The following is a 16882-nucleotide window of genomic DNA, read 5'->3' as shown; positions in this document are numbered from 1 at the left end:
TTACCCCAGCTTCTGGGCCAGCACCGCAATATGCTCCGGCCCGATCCCGCAGCACCCGCCCAAGTGGCTGGCACCGCGCTTTTTCCAGTCCGCGGCCCACTGCAGGTAGCCCGGTGGGTCGAGATCCTCGCGCAAGGGGTCCAGGCCGTCGTTGGCCGTGGCTTCCTTGGGCTGGGGCGGGAAGGCGTTGGCGTAGGCGCCGATCTGAATCGCCACACCCAGCCGCTCGAAGGTTTGACGTGCGGCATCGATCGCCGCGCCGATCACTTCCGGCTGGCTGCAATTGAACAGCAACACTTGCACACCCAACTGCGCCGCCGCTTCGGCCGCATCCGCCACCGGCTCGCCGGAACGCAGGCGCGGTACTTCGTCGGTGTCTTCGTCTTTCAAGGTGAAAGACAGCCAGAACGGCTTGCCATCCTTCGGCAGACCCGCATGAATCGCCCGCGCTTCGACGATTGAGCTCTGGGTCTCCGCCAGCCACAGATCGACATGGGGTGCCAGGCCCTGCACCAGTGGCGTCAACAGCTCAGACACGCGCTGCGGCTCGAACAGATCAGGCCGATACGAACCAAACAACGGCGGCAACGAGCCGGCCACACGCACGGCCTTGCCCGAAGCCTGCACCGCCCGTCTGGCCAATTCACCCGCCAGCGCCGCCAGGGCCTGGCCTTCGGCAGCAAAGCGCGCCTCGCCGATATGGAACGGCACCACCGCATAGCTGTTGCTGGTAATCACGTTGGCGCCACTGTCGATATAGGCCGCATGCACCGCCTCCACCGCCTGCGGTGCTTCGCTCAATGCCAGCGCGGACCACTCCGGCTGCCTGAAGGGCGCACCGCGGCGTTGCAGTTCACGGCCCATGCCGCCGTCCAGAATTACTGTGCTTACTGCGCCCATATGCTTTTTACTCATAAGCTTATGAAAATAACTCACTATGAGAGTCGTTCTTATAACTATTTAATACGTTCCGTTCGGTTCATAACAACCTCTTTTTTATTCAGGTGCCTCCTTGAAACTTAAACCGCTATTGGCCTTGGGCCTGACGATACTGGCTGCCTCCACCCAAGCCTTTGGCGGCGCGACCCTGGACCGGGTTGAGAAGAAAAAAGAACTGGTGGGCGTGCTGATGGAAAGCTACCCGCCGTTCTCGTTCCTCAACGAGCAAAACCAGCTCGACGGCTTCGATGTCGATGTGGCCAAGGCTGTCGCGCAAAAGCTCGGTGTGAAACTGCGCCTGGAAACGCCGTCGTGGGACGTGATCGCCGCCGGCCGCTGGAGCGGTCGCTATGACATCTGCATCTGCTCGATGACCCCGAGCAAGGCCCGCGCCGAGGTCTTCGACTTCCCGGTGGAGTATTACGCCTCCCCTGCCGTGATCGTGGTCAATGCCAAGGATGACAGCATCCACGGCGCCAAGGACCTGAGCGGCAAGAAAGTCGGCCTCACCAGCGCCTCCAGCTACGAGAGCTACCTGAACAAGAACCTGGTGATCGAAGGCGCCGAGGACACCCAGTTGCAGTACCCGTTCGAGAACGTGCAGATCGCCCCGTACGACACCGATAACGTCGCCTTCCAGGACCTTGGCCTGGGCGCCGGTGTACGCCTGGATGCAATCCTCACCAACCTGGTCACCGCCCAGCCGCGCCTGAACGAAGACAAACGCTTCAAGCTCGCCGGCACGCCGCTGTACGCCGAACCCAATTCGGTCGCCATCGAAAAAGGCGACGCCCAGTGGGACGCCAAGGTGCGTGAGGTATTTGCCCAGTTGAAACAGGACGGCACCCTGAGCAAACTGTCGCAAAAATGGATCGGTGCCGATATCAGCCAATGAGTGTTCCCCCAAAACCTGCGCGCGCCCTGCTGGGCTTTCGCACGCGGCTTTACCTGACCTGGGCGGCGCTGTTCGCCCTGTTTGCCAGTTTCTTCCTGAGCTTTGACCTGAAGTTCTCGATCATTCTCGACAAGCTGCCCAACCTGGTCGGCCTGCACCTGGCACCCAATGGCTTCCTGCAAGGCGCAGCGCTGACGCTGTTCCTGTGCCTGTGTGCGATTGCCGCCTCGTCGGTGCTGGGCTTTATCACCGCGCTCGGGCGCCTGTCCAAAAGTGCCGTGGCCTTTGGTATCGCCAGCTTCTACGCATCGTTTTTCCGTGGCACGCCGTTGCTGATCCAGATCCTGCTGATCTATCTGGGCCTGCCGCAGCTGGGGCTGGTGCCGGGCGCCATCGTCGCGGGGATCATCGCGCTGTCGCTGAACTACGGCGCGTACCTGAGCGAAATCTTCCGCGCCGGCATCCTGGGCGTCCCTCATGGGCAACGGGAAGCCGCATTGGCTCTGGGCATGCGCGACAGTACGATCTTCTGGCACGTCACCCTGCCCCAGGCCATGCGCACCATCGTCCCGCCGGCGACCAACCAGTTCATCTCCATGCTCAAGGACTCGTCGCTGATCTCGGTGATGGGCGTGTGGGAAGTGATGTTCCTGGCGCAATCCTACGGGCGCTCCAGTTATCGCTACATCGAGATGCTGAGCACCGCGGCAATCATCTATTGGGTCCTGTCCCTCGGGCTGGAACTGATCCAGGCACGGATGGAACGCCATTTTGGCAAGGGGTATGTAAGGCGAGGGTGAGGTCAGTCAAGTAACAATCGACCGCCACCTTAGTGCGCCAATCCTGTGGCATTCTTTTCCGCATCAGGCTAGAGACATCTCCCGCAAACGAGCACTGCCTGGCCTGACAGTTATCCCCCGAGTGCCCCGCTAAATTCCCCGCCTCATACATCAAGAGGTGGGTTTACATGCCGCTCATTCAGAAACAACTCGTACTCGCCATCACCCTCGCGCTGGGGGCCACCTGCGCTCAATACGCACAGGCACGGGGCGACATGGAGCCAGACAGCGAATGGTTCGATCCGCTCGCGGAGCACAGCGAGAAAAGCCCTCATGAACCGGCCCTGCCCGCGCCCGATAACTTCTACTTCGCTGACCATGCCACCAGCCGCAATGGCCTTAGCGTCGCCCGTGTGCTCGACGCCGCGGTGGATGACCTGCTGGCGTCGGACGAACTGAACGAGTGGGAAAAATACCGACTTGAGCAATACGGCGAGTACCTGGGCAGCCTGGAGCCAGGGCGATTGGGTGCGGTGCTGGAGCAATTGGCGGGTAGCCAGAACGCCAACCTGGGCAGCGCCACCCAAAACAGCATGAAACAATTGAACGCCAGCCTGCTGTCGGCAATACGTCAGCTGGATAACGACACCGATGAGGGCAGCCGTGTATGGCTCCAAGCCTTGGGCGGCGCCGGCACGCTGGATGCTCAACACGCAAGCGTTGGTTTGAAGCAACGCAGCCAAGGCTTGCTGCTGGGCGCCGACTGGTCGGCCGACAACGCGTGGCGGCTCGGCGTAGTGGGCGGAAAGTCGGGCAGTGACCTGAGCGCCAAACGTTTCAAAGGCGAACTGGACAGCTGGCATCTGGGCGCTTATGCGGTGCGCCAGGACGGGCCGCTGGCACTGCGCCTGGGTGCGCTCTACAGCAGGCATAGCGGGCAGAATCAACGCAATGTCGATTTCGACTTCATCAATTACCGCGAACATCTCACGGGCAAGTACACAGCGCGGAGCCAAAATGCTTTCGCCGAACTGGGCTATCAGTTTCATACAGGTGGCTTACGCGCCCAGCCCTTTGCCGCACTGGGTTTCCAGCGTTATCAGCGCGACCGCTTCGTGGAGAAGGGTGGCGATAGCGCGCTGGACGTTGGTGCACAGACCCAGCAAAACTTCAGCAGTACCTTCGGCCTGCGTTTGACCCGCGACGTTGCATTGGGCAACCAAATGACGCTCAAACCGCACCTGAGCACCAGCTGGAAACATCTGTATGGCGACATCGGCAGCCGGGTGCGCCAGTCCTTCGCCTGGGAAAAACGCGAGGACTTCGACAGCTCGTTCACCATCGGCGGCACCTCACTGGACCGTAACAGCCTGGCGCTGCGTACCGGCCTGGACATGGCGCTGTCGGACACACACAGCGTGGGCCTGACCTATTCCGCCGAGTTCGGTAGCCACAGCCGCAGTCAAGGGGTGATGGGCCAGTGGGCGATAGCGTTCTGAGCCATGAGGTAGCCTGATCATCAGGCAAAAAAAAGGGGAGCACCTGCCCCCCCGAGGATTAAACGGTCGTGTCGAAGGCTGGATCAGCCTTCGATTTCAATCAGGATTTCGCCAGGGTTCACCCGGTCGCCCTTGGCCACATGAACGGCGGTCACCTTGCCGGCAATCGCAGCCTGAACTTCGGTTTCCATTTTCATCGCTTCGGTGATCAGCACGGCCTGGCCGGCCTTGACCACGTCGCCTTCCTTGACCAGCACATCGACGATATTGCCCGGCATCGCCGTGCTGACATGCCCCGGCTCGCTGGCCTGCTTGCGCTTGCTGCTGCCGCCGCCGACGAATTCGTTGAGCGGTTCGAACACTACTTCTTCCGGCATGCCGTCGATGGACAGGTAGAAATGGCGCTTGCCTTCGGCTTTCACACCGACACCGGTGATGTCCACGCGGTAGCTTTCGCCGTGCACGTCAATGACGAACTCGGTCGGCACGCCTTCACCACCGGCACGGGCCACACCGCCGGCTTCAGGGATAGGCAGCAGTACCTCAGGTGTCAGGGTGCCGGCGTCGCGTTCCTCGAGGAACTTGCGCCCGATGTCCGGGAACATAGCGTAGGTCAGCACGTCTTCTTCGGACTTGGCCAAGGCGCCGATTTCGCCGCGCAGCTTGGTCATCTCCGGCTTGAGCAGGTCGGCTGGGCGCACGTCGATCACGTCTTCGCTGCCGATGGCCTGGCGACGCAACTTCTCGTTCACCGTGCCCGGCGCCTTGCCGTAGCCGCCTTGCAGGTACAACTTCACTTCGTTGGTGATGGTCTTGTAGCGCTCACCGGCCAGCACGTTGAAGAACGCCTGGGTGCCGACGATCTGCGAAGTCGGGGTCACCAGCGGCGGGAAGCCGAGGTCTTCACGCACCCGTGGAATTTCAGCCAGCACTTCGCTCATGCGGTTCAGAGCGCCCTGCTCTTTCAACTGGTTGGCCAGGTTGGAAATCATCCCGCCCGGCACCTGGTTGACTTGCACACGGGTGTCGACGGCGGTGAATTCGCTTTCGAACTGGTGGTACTTCTTGCGCACGGCATAGAAGTACAGGCCGATCTCTTGCAGCAGTTCCAGGTCGAGACCGGTATCGAATTCGCTGCCTTTAAGGGCGGCGACCATAGACTCGGTGCCCGGGTGGCTGGTGCCCCAGGCGAAGCTGGAGATCGCGGTGTCGATATGGTCGGCACCGTTTTCGATCGCCTTGAGTTGGCACATCGCGGCCAAGCCGGCGGTGTCGTGGGAGTGGATAAAGATCGGCAGGCTCTGCTCGGCTTTCAGCGCCTTGACCAGTTCACCGGTGGCGTACGGCGTCAGCAGGCCGGCCATGTCCTTGATCGCGATCGAGTCGCACCCCATGGACTCCAGCTGCTTGGCCTGGGCCACGAAGGCCTCGACGGTGTGCACCGGGCTGGTGGTGTAGGCGATGGTGCCCTGGGCGTGTTTGCCGGCGGCTTTGACCGCTTCGATGGCCACACGCAGGTTACGCACGTCGTTCATGGCATCGAAGATGCGGAATACGTCGATACCGTTGACGGCAGCCTTGGCCACGAAGGCCTTGACCACGTCGTCGCTGTAATGGCGGTAGCCCAGCAGGTTCTGGCCGCGCAGGAGCATTTGCAGGCGCGTGTTAGGCAACGCGGCACGCAGTTTGCGCAGGCGCTCCCACGGGTCTTCCTTGAGGAAGCGTACGCAGGCGTCGAAGGTCGCGCCGCCCCAGACTTCCAGGGACCAGTAGCCGACTTTGTCGAGCTTGTCGCAGATCGGCAGCATGTCGTCGGTGCGCATGCGGGTCGCCAGCAACGATTGGTGGGCGTCGCGCAGGATGGTGTCGGTTACGAAGATCTTTTTAGTCATTGGAATGTTCCTCACAGGCCTGCGTGGGCGGCGATGGCGGCGGCGATGGCCAGGGCCAGCTCTTCGGGTTTGCGCTTGATCGAGTAGTTGGTCAGCTCAGGGTGGCTTTCCACAAAACTGGTGTTGAACTGGCCGCTGCGGAATTCCGGGTTACGCAGGATTTCCTGGTAGTAGGCGGCGGTGGTCTTCACGCCTTGCAGGCGCATGTCGTCCAGGGCACGCAGGCCGCGGTCCATGGCTTCTTCCCAGGTCAACGCCCAGACCACCAGCTTCAGGCACATGGAGTCGTAGAACGGCGGGATGGTGTAGCCGGTGTAGATCGCCGTGTCGGTACGCACGCCGGGGCCGCCGGGCGCGTAGTAACGGGTGATCTTGCCGAAGCTTGGGAGGAAGTTGTTCTTCGGGTCTTCGGCGTTGATGCGGAACTGCAACGCAAAGCCACGGTGCTGGATGTCTTCCTGTTTCACCGACAACGGCAGGCCCGAGGCGATGCGGATCTGCTCGCGGACAATGTCGATCCCGGTGATTTCTTCGGTGATGGTGTGTTCCACCTGCACCCGGGTGTTCATCTCCATGAAGTACACCTCGCCCTCGGCGAGCAGGAACTCCACGGTACCGGCGTTCTCGTAGCCCACGGCCTTGGCTGCACGCACCGAAAGGTCGCCGATGTAGGCGCGCTGTTCCGGGGTGAGCTGCGGGCTCGGGGCGATTTCGATGAGCTTCTGGTTACGGCGCTGGATCGAACAGTCGCGCTCGAACAGATGCACCACGTTGCCGAAGCTGTCACCGAGGATCTGCGCCTCGATGTGCTTGGGATTGACGATGCATTTTTCCAGGAACACTTCCGCCGAACCGAACGCCTTGGTGGCTTCGGAGATCACGCGGGGGAAGGCTTGTTCGAGTTCTTCGCGGCTGTTGCAACGGCGGATACCGCGACCGCCACCACCGGAGGTGGCCTTGAGCATCACCGGGTAACCAATGCGGTCGCCTTCGGTGAGTGCCTCGGTGATGTCGGCGACGTTGCCTTCGGTGCCGGGCGTGACCGGCACACCGGCCTTGATCATGCTGCGGCGGGCTTCGGTCTTGTCGCCCATGCGGCGAATCACTTCAGCCGAAGGGCCGATGAATTTGATTCCACGTTCGGCGCAGATGTCTGCCAGCTCGGCGTTTTCCGACAGGAAGCCGTAGCCGGGGTGCAGCGCATCGCAACCGGTTTCCACCGCCAGGTTCACCAGCTTGCGCGGGTTCAGGTAGCCGGCCAGCGGCTCGGCGCCAATGCTGTGGGCTTCGTCGGCACGCTTGACGTGCAACGCATGGCGGTCGGCGTCCGAGTAAACCGCGACCGAGCGAATGCCCATCTCGGCGCAGGCACGCACGATTCGTACGGCAATTTCACCACGGTTGGCGATCAGGATCTTTTTTATCACTTGGAAATTCCCTTGAGCCGATTGCTGCGTTCTTCGACCCGCTGGAGCCGGGTCGGCGCGTGACTAAATGTTTCAAGCCAGTCGCAGCCACACACTAAGCCCGTGGAGGGATTAACAAAAATCAATAATTATTGGGTCGCTCATAAGTAAAGACTTATAGTTGGCCGGTCGACCTGGAGCGAGAGGATTTGATTAATGCGTAAGTCATTGATGCGTATGACATTGCGTCAATTGCAGATCTTCAATGAGGTGTGCGATTTGCGTTCCTACAGCCGCGCGGCCGAGGAAATGTCTCTCACCCAACCGGCCGTGAGCCTGCAAATTCGCCAGCTGGAAGAGCTGGTCGGCCAGCCGCTGTTCGATTATGTCGGCAAAAAGCTCTACATGACGGAGGCGGCCGAAGCCCTGCAACGGGCCAGCCGGGATATTTTCGGGCGCCTGGAAAACCTCGATATGCAGTTGTCGGACATGCAGGGTTCGTTGCAGGGCCAGCTGAAGCTCGCGATTGAATCCAGCGCCAAGTACTTCGTGCCGCACCTGTTTGCGGCGTTCAAACGTCAGCATCCCGAGGTGCAACTGCACTTGACGGTGGTCAACCGCGCCCAGGTGATCCGCCGCCTCTCCGACAACCGTGACGACCTGGTGATCATGTCCATGGTGCCCCAGGACATGGGCCTGGAATTCCTGCCGTTCCTCAACAACCCGATCGTGGCCGTGGCGCCACCCGATCATCCTTTGAGCCTGCAAGGGCCGTTGCGTTTGCAGGACCTGGAACCCTACACGCTATTGCTGCGCGAACCGGGCTCCGGCACGCGACTGGCCTGCGAGGAGTATTTCAAGGAGAAACGCGTGCACTTCACCCAGACGGTGGAAGTGGCCTCGGCCGAGGCGCAACGTGAATGCGTATGCGCCGGGCTGGGCGTGGCCTTGCTGACGCGCCATGCGGTCAATATGGAACTGGCCACCGGCGGACTCAAGGAGCTGCCGGTGGAAGAACTGCCGCTGTACCGCAGCTGGTGCCTGGTACAGGCCAAAGCCAAGCGCCTGTCACCGGTGGCCCATGCGTTCCTGGGCTTTATCCGCAGCGAACGGGTGCAGATCAGCGCGTTGGCTGAACGTTTCGCTGGGCAGCCGCGGGTGCCTGCCAGTGGAGTTCCGGGTAGTCACTGATGCTCTGCTGCAGCTGGCGCTGGTCGCAGCGGTCTTCGATTGCGCGACGGAACGCCATGCGGCGCTGGTCTTCCTGTTGACGACGGGTCTTGACGGAGCTGTTGCTGTCTTCGTAGGGCCGGGCCATTTGGAGTCTCCCAATGCGAGTACGGGGAGTACAGGATGGGTTGTAGCGATGACGGTTTAACGGCGCGGGGGTTACAGGACGATGAATCTTCCGAATAGGTAGATAAGCCCCCTCCCACATTTGGAACGCATGCAACCTTGAATCAGTCGTCGAGGGCTTTGACGGACTTGGGCGATAACCGCAGGCTGCGCAAGCTGCGCTTCACGCTCTTGAGGTGGTTGACCAGGCTCGGGCCTCGCGCCATGGCCACGCCCATGGCCAGCACGTCGATCACCACCAGGTGCGCGATACGCGACGTCAGTGGGGTGTAGATCTCGGTGTCTTCGTGCACATCGATCGCCAGGTTGACCGTGGACAGTTCCGCCAACGGCGTCTGGCTCGGGCACAAGGTAATCAATGTCGCGCCGCTTTCACGCACCAGGTTGGCCGTGATCAGCAGGTCTTTGGAGCGGCCCGACTGGGAAATGCAGATCGCCACGTCGGTCGGCTTCAAGGTCACAGCCGACATCGCCTGCATGTGCGGGTCGCTGTAGGCCGCGGCGGTGAGCAGCAGGCGGAAGAACTTGTGCTGGGCATCGGCCGCCACGGCACCGGAAGCACCGAACCCGTAGAACTCGACGCGCTGGGCCTGGGACATGGCGGTCACGGCCTTTTGCAGCTCTACCGGGTCAAGCTTCTCGCGCACCTCCATGAGCGTGTGCAAGGTGGTGTCGAAGATTTTCAGGCTGTAGTCGGCGACGGAATCGTCTTCGTGGATCGCAAACTGGCCGAAGCTCGCGCCGGCGGCCAGGCTCTGGGCCAGCTTGAGCTTCAAGTCCTGGAACCCGGAGCAACCGATGGCGCGGCAGAAGCGCACGATGGTCGGCTCGCTGATGCCCACGCTGTGGGCCAGGTCGGCCATGGAACTGTGCATCACGGCCGCAGGGTCAAGCAGCACGTGATCGGCAACCTTGAGTTCCGATTTGCGTAACAGGTGGCGCGACTGGGCGATATGTTGCAACAGGTTCAAAGGGCAGGACTCTTGTTATTGGCAGGGCCAGGGATGTAGCAAGCTTGTAGTTATACTACAAGAATTGCCGTTTTGCCCGCCCGATGCATCACTAAATCGCCCTGATGCCCTTTGAATCAGCGGGCAGCTGCCTTGTAGCCATATGGGCGTGCGGACTGTCTTCAGGGAAAATCTGCATTGTTGCGTAACAAATCTGCCAGCCCTTCGGCCTCCATCGGCCGACTGATCAGGTAGCCCTGCACCTCATCGCATCGTTCTGTACGCAGGAAATCCAGCTGCTGCTGATCTTCCACGCCTTCGGCCACCACCTTGAGCGCCAGTCCGTGAGCCATCGCAATGATCGCTCGGGTAATGGCGGCGTCTTCCCGTCCCTGGCCGAGGCCGCGGATAAAGGTCTGGTCGATCTTTACGTAATCCACAGGGATACGCTTGAGGTAACTGAGGGATGAATAGCCGGTGCCAAAGTCGTCGATCGCCAGCTTCACGCCCAGGTCGCGCAGTTGCTGGAAGGTCGCAATGATGTGTTCAACACTGTCGAGCAACTGGCTCTCGGTCAGTTCCAGTTCGAGGTATTGCGGGTCCAGGCCGGTCTCTTCCAATACCTGGCGCACCAGGCTGACCAGCTTGCCCTGGCGCAACTGGTGCACCGAGAGATTCACCGACACGCGGATCGGTGGCAGCCCCTGGCGCTGCCACTCACAGGCCTGCCAGCACGCCTGGCGCAGCACGAATTCGCCCAGCGGTACGATCAGGCCCGTTTCTTCGGCCAGGCCGATAAAGTCGCCTGGCGGCACCATGCCCCACTGCGGATGCTCCCAGCGGATCAGCGCTTCGGCAGCGTCAAGCTTGCCGGTGGCCAGGCACAGTTTCGGCTGGTAGAACACCGTGAGCTGACGCTCATCGATGGCTTTGCGCAGATGGTTTTCCAGCTGCAAACGCTCCAGGGTGCTGGCTTGCAGGCTGTCGGTGTAGAACTGGAAGTTATTGCCGCCCAGGTGCTTGGCGTGCTGCATGGCCATGTTCGATTGACTGACCAGCGCAGAAATTTCCCGCGCGTTATCCGGCAACAGGCTGATGCCCATCGACGCACTCACCACCAACTCATGCCCTTCCACCGTCACCGGTACCCGCAGCTTGGCCAGCAGCCGCGTGGCCACCCGTGCCAGGCTCGACAGGTTGCCGTAGGCGTCGAACAGCACGGCGAACTCATCGCCGGACAAACGCGCGATGGTGTCGGCCTCGGGCAAGGCATTGATCAACCGACGGGCCATCTTTTGCAGCAACTGGTCCGCCACTTCATGGCCCAGGCTGTCATTGAGCAACTTGAAGCGGTCGAGGTTGATATGCAGCAACGCCAGGCTGCGCCCGCCCTGGCGTACACGCTGATGGGCCTCGCGCAGCCGTTCGCGGAACAGCGAGCGGTTGGCCAGGCCGGTCAACTCATCGTAGTGGGTGAGGTAGCGCATGCGCTCCTCGGATTCGCGCCGCGCTGACAGATCGGCGAAGAAGCCCACGATATGGCTGATCTTTCCCCGAATATCACGCACTACATTCAGTTGCAGCCACTGCGGGTACAACTCGCCGTTCTTGCGTGTTTCCACCAGCTCACCCTGCCAGGTGCCATGGTTTAGCAAGGCTTGGCGGATGACCGGGAAGTGGCGCCGGGCATCGCGGCTGCTGGGCAGCTCCACGACGTTGCGGCCGAGCATGTCATCAATGTCAAAGCCGGTGACGCGACTGAAAGCCTGGTTGACCGCGATCAGCGCGTAGTCCGGGTCAAGGATGACGATGCCTTCGCTGGCTGCCTCGAATACGGTCGAGGCCAACCGCTGCTGCTCTTCCAGGGCCTTGCCGGCGCTGATGTCGCGGCGGGTGCCGAGCATTCGAATCACTCGCCCGCTGGGTGCACGCTCCACGGCGCGACCGCGGTCTTCGATCCACACCCAGTGGCCATCCCCATGGCGCACGCGGTATTCCACCTGGTAATCCTCAGTGCGCCCCTTGAGGTGCGCCACCAGTGCCCGCTTGAGCAGCGGCAGGTCGTCGGGGTGCAGGCGCGGCTTTAGGTGGCCGAGCATGGCCGTGACGTACTCGGGCTCGAGGCCGAACAGCTCTTTGAGCTGGGTGTGGTGAACCTCATCGGTTTGCAGGTTCCAGTCCCACAGGCCCAGCTCACTGGCTTGCAGGGCCATGGCCAGGCGCGCCTCGCTTTTATTCAGGGCCAGGCTGGCGGCGTCCAGTTCCTGGCTGCGTTGCGCCACGCGGTCCTGCAGGCCGATTTGCGCATCCCGCAACTCCTGCTCGACCTGACGCCGCTGCTCGACTTCGCGCACCAGATCCTGATTCAGCTGCTCGCTGCGCTGCTGTGCCTGCTGCAGATGCTCGATCAATGCCTGGTTCTGGAAGCGCCGCAACAGCCCACGCTGGATCAGGCGGTTGACCTGCCACGCCACCACGCTCAGGGAGGCCAGCAGGATCAGGCCGAGCACACCCCAGCCCTGTTGCTGCGGCGCCCCATTCCAGAACAGATAGGCAATGGCCGGCACCAGGCACGGCAAGGCAAAGGACAGGAACGCCGGCAGGCTCACGGCGTAGGCGACACTGGCTGACAGCGTCGCCGCCCCGATCAGGCCGAACACCCAGGCCTGTTGGATAAAGCTGTCCACCGGCACCAGGGCAATGGCCGCGGTGGCCAGGGTCAGGCCACTGACCGCCGAGCCGAGCATGAACATGCGCCGCCAGATCGGTTGGGCCTGGCGGCTGGGCATGGCCGAATCAAAGGCCGCCACCTGGATCACGCGCATGGCCACCAGGGCCAGCAGCCACACCAGCCAGATGCTGTCGAGCAGGTATTGCCTGGGGTTCCACAGCAGCCAGGCGCAGACAAGGCCGTTGACCAGCATTAATAAGGTGGGCAGCAACGAGCCCTGATAGAGCAGGCGTGTGCGCTCGACCGCCATCTCGGTGGCGTAATGTTTACGGATAACCTGCGCGGGCGCCGCCGATGGGCCAAGCAGGTCGGTACTGAGAGTCATAGGCAGTGTTCTTATAATGGTGAGCCCGAAACGTCGACGGAGCATACACAAGCAAGCGCTTCGGCCAAACTGCTCCAGATCATAAAAATCATCCTGTGATCAGCCGCAAACCTTGGTGCCAGACCCCTCGGGCGAGGCACTGCGCGGGCTGTGGCCCATGACTTACCGGTCATCAGCCTTGCCGGAATGTTTGCCCCTGCGAGATCACGCGGGAGGTTTTGCATCGACCACCCGGCATTGGGATTTGCCCGAGCCCCCTTAGGCCCATAGAATGCGTCGATGCGCGATGATCTCTCTCTTTTGCTGAACTCCCTCAACGATGCCCAACGCCAGGCCGTAGCGGCCCCCGTTGGCCGTCAGTTGGTCCTGGCCGGTGCCGGCTCCGGTAAAACCCGAGTGCTGGTGCACCGTATCGCCTGGTTGATCCAGGTCGAGAACGCGTCCCCGCATTCCATCCTGTCGGTGACTTTCACCAACAAGGCCGCTGCCGAGATGCGCCACCGCATCGAGCAGTTGATGGGCATCAGCCCGGCCGGCATGTGGGTGGGCACCTTCCACGGCCTGGCGCACCGTCTGTTGCGGGCACACTGGCAGGAAGCGGGCCTGGCCCAGACCTTCCAGATCCTCGACAGCGATGACCAGCAACGCCTGGTCAAGCGCGTGATCCGCGAGCTGGGTCTCGACGAGCAGCGCTGGCCGGCGCGCCAGGCCCAGTGGTTTATCAACGGCCAGAAAGACGAAGGCCTGCGCCCGCAGCACATCCAGGCCAGCGGCGATTTGTTCCTGGCCACCATGCGCAGCATTTATGAAGCCTACGAGGCGGCCTGCGCCCGCGCCGGCGTCATCGACTTCTCCGAGCTGCTGCTGCGCGCCCTCGACCTGTGGCGCGACCATCCGGGCTTGCTGGCCCATTACCAGAAACGCTTCCGTCACATTCTGGTGGACGAGTTCCAGGACACCAACGCCGTGCAGTACGCCTGGTTGCGCCTGCTGGCCAAGGGCGGCGACAGCCTGATGGTGGTGGGCGACGACGACCAGTCGATCTACGGCTGGCGTGGCGCGAAAATCGAGAACATCTACCAGTATTCCGAGGATTTCCCGGACGCGGTCACCATCCGCCTGGAGCAGAACTACCGCTCCACCGCCGGCATCCTCAAGGCCGCCAACGCCTTGATCGCCAACAACACCGGGCGCCTGGGCAAAGAGCTGTGGACCGACGGCGGCGAAGGCGAGGCGATCAACCTGTATGCCGCGTTCAACGAGCACGATGAAGCGCGCTACGTGGTGGAAACCATCGAAAGTGCGCTGAAAACCGGGCTTGCCCGTAGCGATATCGCGATTCTGTACCGTTCCAACGCCCAATCGCGGGTGCTGGAAGAAGCCTTGCTGCGCGAGCGCATCCCGTACCGCATTTATGGCGGCCAGCGCTTCTTCGAGCGTGCGGAAATCAAGAACGCCATGGCATACCTGCGTTTGCTCGAAGGCCGTGGCAACGACGCGGCACTGGAGCGGGTGATCAATATCCCGGCCCGTGGCATCGGCGAGAAAACCGTCGAGGCGATTCGCGACCACGCGCGCCATGCCGATGTGTCGATGTGGGAGTCCATGCGCCTGCTGATCGCCAATAAAGGCCTGACCGGCCGTGCTGCCGGGGCGCTGGGGGTGTTTGTCGAGTTGATCGAGAACCTCGCGGCCAAGTGTTCGGAAATGCCCCTGCACCTGATGACCCAGACGGTGATCGAGCAATCCGGGCTGATTGCCTATCACGAAGCGGAAAAAGGCGAGAAAGGCCAGGCCCGGGTAGAAAACCTCGAGGAACTGGTCAGCGCCGCCCGCGCGTTCGAAAACACCGAGGAAGACGAAGAGCTGACCCCGCTCGCCGCCTTCCTCGGCCATGCATCCCTGGAAGCCGGCGACACCCAGGCCGATGAGCATGAAGACAGCATCCAGTTGATGACCTTGCACAGCGCCAAGGGCCTGGAGTTTCCGTATGTGTTCCTGGTGGGCATGGAAGAAGGCCTGTTCCCCCACAAGATGAGCCTGGAAGAGCCCGGCCGCCTTGAAGAGGAACGCCGCCTGGCCTATGTGGGCATCACCCGCGCCATGCAGAACCTGGTGATGACCTACGCCGAGACCCGACGCCTATACGGCAGCGAAACCTACAACAAGGTGTCGCGCTTCGTACGTGAAGTGCCGAAGGGACTGATCCAGGAGGTGCGCCTGTCCAACAGCGTCAGCCGTCCGTTCGGCGGGGGCCAGCAGCAGAACTCCAGCAGCATGTTCGCCGGTTCCGAGATTCCGGAAACGCCATTCAGCCTGGGCCAGCAGGTCAGGCATGCGATCTTCGGCGAAGGCGTGATCCTCAACTTCGAAGGCGCCGGTGCCCAGGCACGGGTACAGGTGAACTTCGCCGAAGGCAGCAAATGGCTGATGATGGGCTACGCGAAGCTCGAAGCTGTCTGAAACATTTGCCTACATGAAGGTTATTGGCCCGCCCTTGTTTTTAACGAGCGCGGGCCAATATCTGTAATACGTCCTACAGACCATTCTGTTTCGGTCTTACGCAAAAGCCCGAAACATTATGTCGCTAGCCACTGTCACTACACCTGTGCAACATGGCGCGCGTGCAATCCACAAATGGGAATTCCCTTTATGAAACGTTTTCTTAGCATCGCCATGGCGTTGTGCATCGGCCTGACGATGAGCCTCGACGCCAACGCCAAACGCTTCGGTGGCGGCAAAAGCTCGGGCGCGGCGCCGACTCACCAGACCAGCCAAATGGCTCCATCCGCCGGTGCCGGCGGTGCTGCCGCTACCGCAGGCGCAGCCGGCGCTGCCGGCGCCGCTGCCAAGGCCGGCGGTGCTTCGCGCTGGTTGGGCCCTCTGGCCGGTATCGCGGCCGGTGGCCTGCTCGCTTCCATGTTCATGGGCGGCGGCTTCCAGGGCATGCAGATCTTCGACATCCTGATCATGGCGGTCATCGCCTTCCTGGTCTTCCGTTTCATCGCCGCCCGTCGCCGCAAGCAGCAGGAGCAGATGGCTCCGGCCGGCGCGCCGATGCAGCGTGAAGTGTTCGAGCAGAAGCCAGCCATGGGTTCGATCTTCGGTGGTTCGGCAGCGCCTGCCGCAGCCCGCCCGGTGATCAACGCACCGGCGTGGTTCAACGAAGAACGTTTCGTCGAAGCGGCCCGCAGCCACTTCCAGTCCCTGCAGCAGCACTGGGACGCCAACGAAATGGACAAGATCTCCGAATTCGTGACCCCGCAACTGCTGGAGTTCCTCAAGCGCGAACGCGCCGACCTGGGCGACGGCTTCCAGTCGACCTATATCGACGACCTGCACGTGCAACTGGAAGGTGTGGATGATCGCGCCGACAAGACCATCGCAACGTTGACCTTCAGTGGCGTGTCGAAGACTTCGCGTTTCGACCAGGGTGAAGTGTTCAGCGAAAGCTGGAACATGGAACGTGCCCAAGGCGACAACCAGCCATGGCTGGTCGCCGGTATCCGCCAGAACGGCTGATACCCACGCGCTTGAGCAAGCCGTAACAAAACCCCGGACCTGTCCGGGGTTTTCTATTTCACGGTTGCACTTATGGCGAGCTACTGTATAAAACGCCCCTATAAACCGCGCCATCAGCAAGAGGATCCCGGCCGTGGAAGAAATCATCGAACAATTGCGTGAAGCCAATGAACCGGTTCCGGTTCCTCTGGAGTTGCCTGACGAAGATCAACTGGTGGAAATCGAGGAACAGCTGTTCATCGACATCCCGTTTGTCTTTCGTGAATTCCTGCTGACCGTCAGCGATGTGGTGTACGGCAGCCTGGAGCCGGTGACCGTCACCGACCCGCAATCCCACACCTACCTGCCGGACGTGGCTGCCAACGCCTGGGATGCCGGTGTTGACCGCAGCATGATCCCGATCTGCCAGGACGGTGACGATTACTACTGCGTCGAAGAAGACGGCACCGTGGTGCTGTGGTCCGGCGAAGAAGAACTCGTCACCGAAGAGACCTGGGAATCGGTGTGGCACTGGGCGCGGGACGTCTGGCTGGAAAGCTGACACCTACCCCCCGTGGCGAACGGGCTTGCGGTGGTGAGCGGGCTTGT

The 16882-nt window shown here is 61.7% G+C and carries 13 protein-coding genes; 7 read left to right on the top strand and 6 right to left on the bottom strand.

Annotated elements, in window-relative coordinates; all coding sequences use genetic code 11:
- On the bottom strand, window positions 1-900 hold the full coding sequence (locus tag AC07OP_RS09925) for a homocysteine S-methyltransferase family protein (RefSeq protein ID WP_027608227.1): 900 nt from the start codon (window positions 898-900) through the stop codon (window positions 1-3).
- 112 nt (window positions 901-1012) lie between these two features.
- Between AC07OP_RS09925 and AC07OP_RS09920 the strand changes: the two genes are divergently transcribed.
- The 3 genes from AC07OP_RS09920 to AC07OP_RS09910 all read left to right on the top strand — a co-directional run bounded on the left by AC07OP_RS09920 (window position 1013) and on the right by AC07OP_RS09910 (window position 4112).
- The gene (locus AC07OP_RS09920; RefSeq protein ID WP_027608226.1) at window positions 1013-1834 is read left to right on the top strand and encodes an ABC transporter substrate-binding protein; all 822 of its coding nucleotides are present in this window, start codon (window positions 1013-1015) and stop codon (window positions 1832-1834) included.
- A complete protein-coding gene (locus tag AC07OP_RS09915; protein ID WP_495100790.1) occupies window positions 1831-2634 on the top strand; it encodes an amino acid ABC transporter permease in 804 nt (267 codons plus the stop codon). The genes AC07OP_RS09920 and AC07OP_RS09915 overlap by 4 nt, the downstream gene beginning before the upstream one ends.
- Before the next feature lie 167 nt (window positions 2635-2801).
- Entirely contained in the window at window positions 2802-4112 is a 1311-nt protein-coding gene (locus AC07OP_RS09910; RefSeq protein ID WP_495100789.1) for an autotransporter outer membrane beta-barrel domain-containing protein, read from the top strand.
- A gap of 83 nt (window positions 4113-4195) precedes the next feature.
- Here AC07OP_RS09910 and oadA read toward each other — a convergent pair whose 3' ends face one another.
- Window positions 4196-6004 (bottom strand): sodium-extruding oxaloacetate decarboxylase subunit alpha, encoded by a 1809-nt coding sequence (gene oadA, locus AC07OP_RS09905; RefSeq protein WP_115485432.1) that lies wholly within the window; start codon window positions 6002-6004, stop codon window positions 4196-4198.
- 11 nt (window positions 6005-6015) lie between these two features.
- The gene (locus tag AC07OP_RS09900) at window positions 6016-7431 is read right to left on the bottom strand and encodes an acetyl-CoA carboxylase biotin carboxylase subunit (RefSeq protein WP_027608221.1); all 1416 of its coding nucleotides are present in this window, start codon (window positions 7429-7431) and stop codon (window positions 6016-6018) included.
- Window positions 7432-7626: 195 nt separating this feature from the next.
- On the opposite strand from AC07OP_RS09900, the gene AC07OP_RS09895 reads away from it, so the two are divergent.
- Window positions 7627-8601, top strand: a complete 975-nt coding sequence (locus AC07OP_RS09895) for a LysR family transcriptional regulator (protein ID WP_027608220.1) — start codon at window positions 7627-7629, stop codon at window positions 8599-8601.
- Here the strand turns inward: AC07OP_RS09895 and AC07OP_RS09890 are convergent.
- From AC07OP_RS09890 to AC07OP_RS09880, 3 genes are all read right to left on the bottom strand, one after another.
- Window positions 8531-8728 (bottom strand): PA3496 family putative envelope integrity protein, encoded by a 198-nt coding sequence (locus AC07OP_RS09890; protein ID WP_074848013.1) that lies wholly within the window; start codon window positions 8726-8728, stop codon window positions 8531-8533. The genes AC07OP_RS09895 and AC07OP_RS09890 overlap by 71 nt on opposite strands.
- A gap of 142 nt (window positions 8729-8870) precedes the next feature.
- Complete coding sequence (hexR, locus tag AC07OP_RS09885) at window positions 8871-9737, bottom strand: transcriptional regulator HexR (protein ID WP_010168370.1); 867 nt, start codon at window positions 9735-9737, stop codon at window positions 8871-8873.
- 161 nt (window positions 9738-9898) lie between these two features.
- A complete protein-coding gene (locus AC07OP_RS09880; RefSeq protein ID WP_495100788.1) occupies window positions 9899-12772 on the bottom strand; it encodes a putative bifunctional diguanylate cyclase/phosphodiesterase in 2874 nt (957 codons plus the stop codon).
- Window positions 12773-13051: 279 nt separating this feature from the next.
- On the opposite strand from AC07OP_RS09880, the gene uvrD reads away from it, so the two are divergent.
- From uvrD to AC07OP_RS09865, 3 genes are all read left to right on the top strand, one after another.
- A complete protein-coding gene (gene uvrD / locus AC07OP_RS09875) occupies window positions 13052-15235 on the top strand; it encodes a DNA helicase II (protein ID WP_495100787.1) in 2184 nt (727 codons plus the stop codon).
- Window positions 15236-15424: 189 nt separating this feature from the next.
- Window positions 15425-16294, top strand: a complete 870-nt coding sequence (locus AC07OP_RS09870) for a Tim44 domain-containing protein (protein ID WP_074848015.1) — start codon at window positions 15425-15427, stop codon at window positions 16292-16294.
- A gap of 133 nt (window positions 16295-16427) precedes the next feature.
- Window positions 16428-16835, top strand: a complete 408-nt coding sequence (locus tag AC07OP_RS09865; protein WP_017739032.1) for an SMI1/KNR4 family protein — start codon at window positions 16428-16430, stop codon at window positions 16833-16835.
- The last annotated feature ends 47 nt before the right edge of the window (window positions 16836-16882 follow it).

Source organism: Pseudomonas sp. GW821-FHT09D08 (assembly GCF_059416305.1).
Note: the sequence above shows the minus strand (reverse complement) of the source record. Positions and strands in the feature narration are given on the sequence as shown.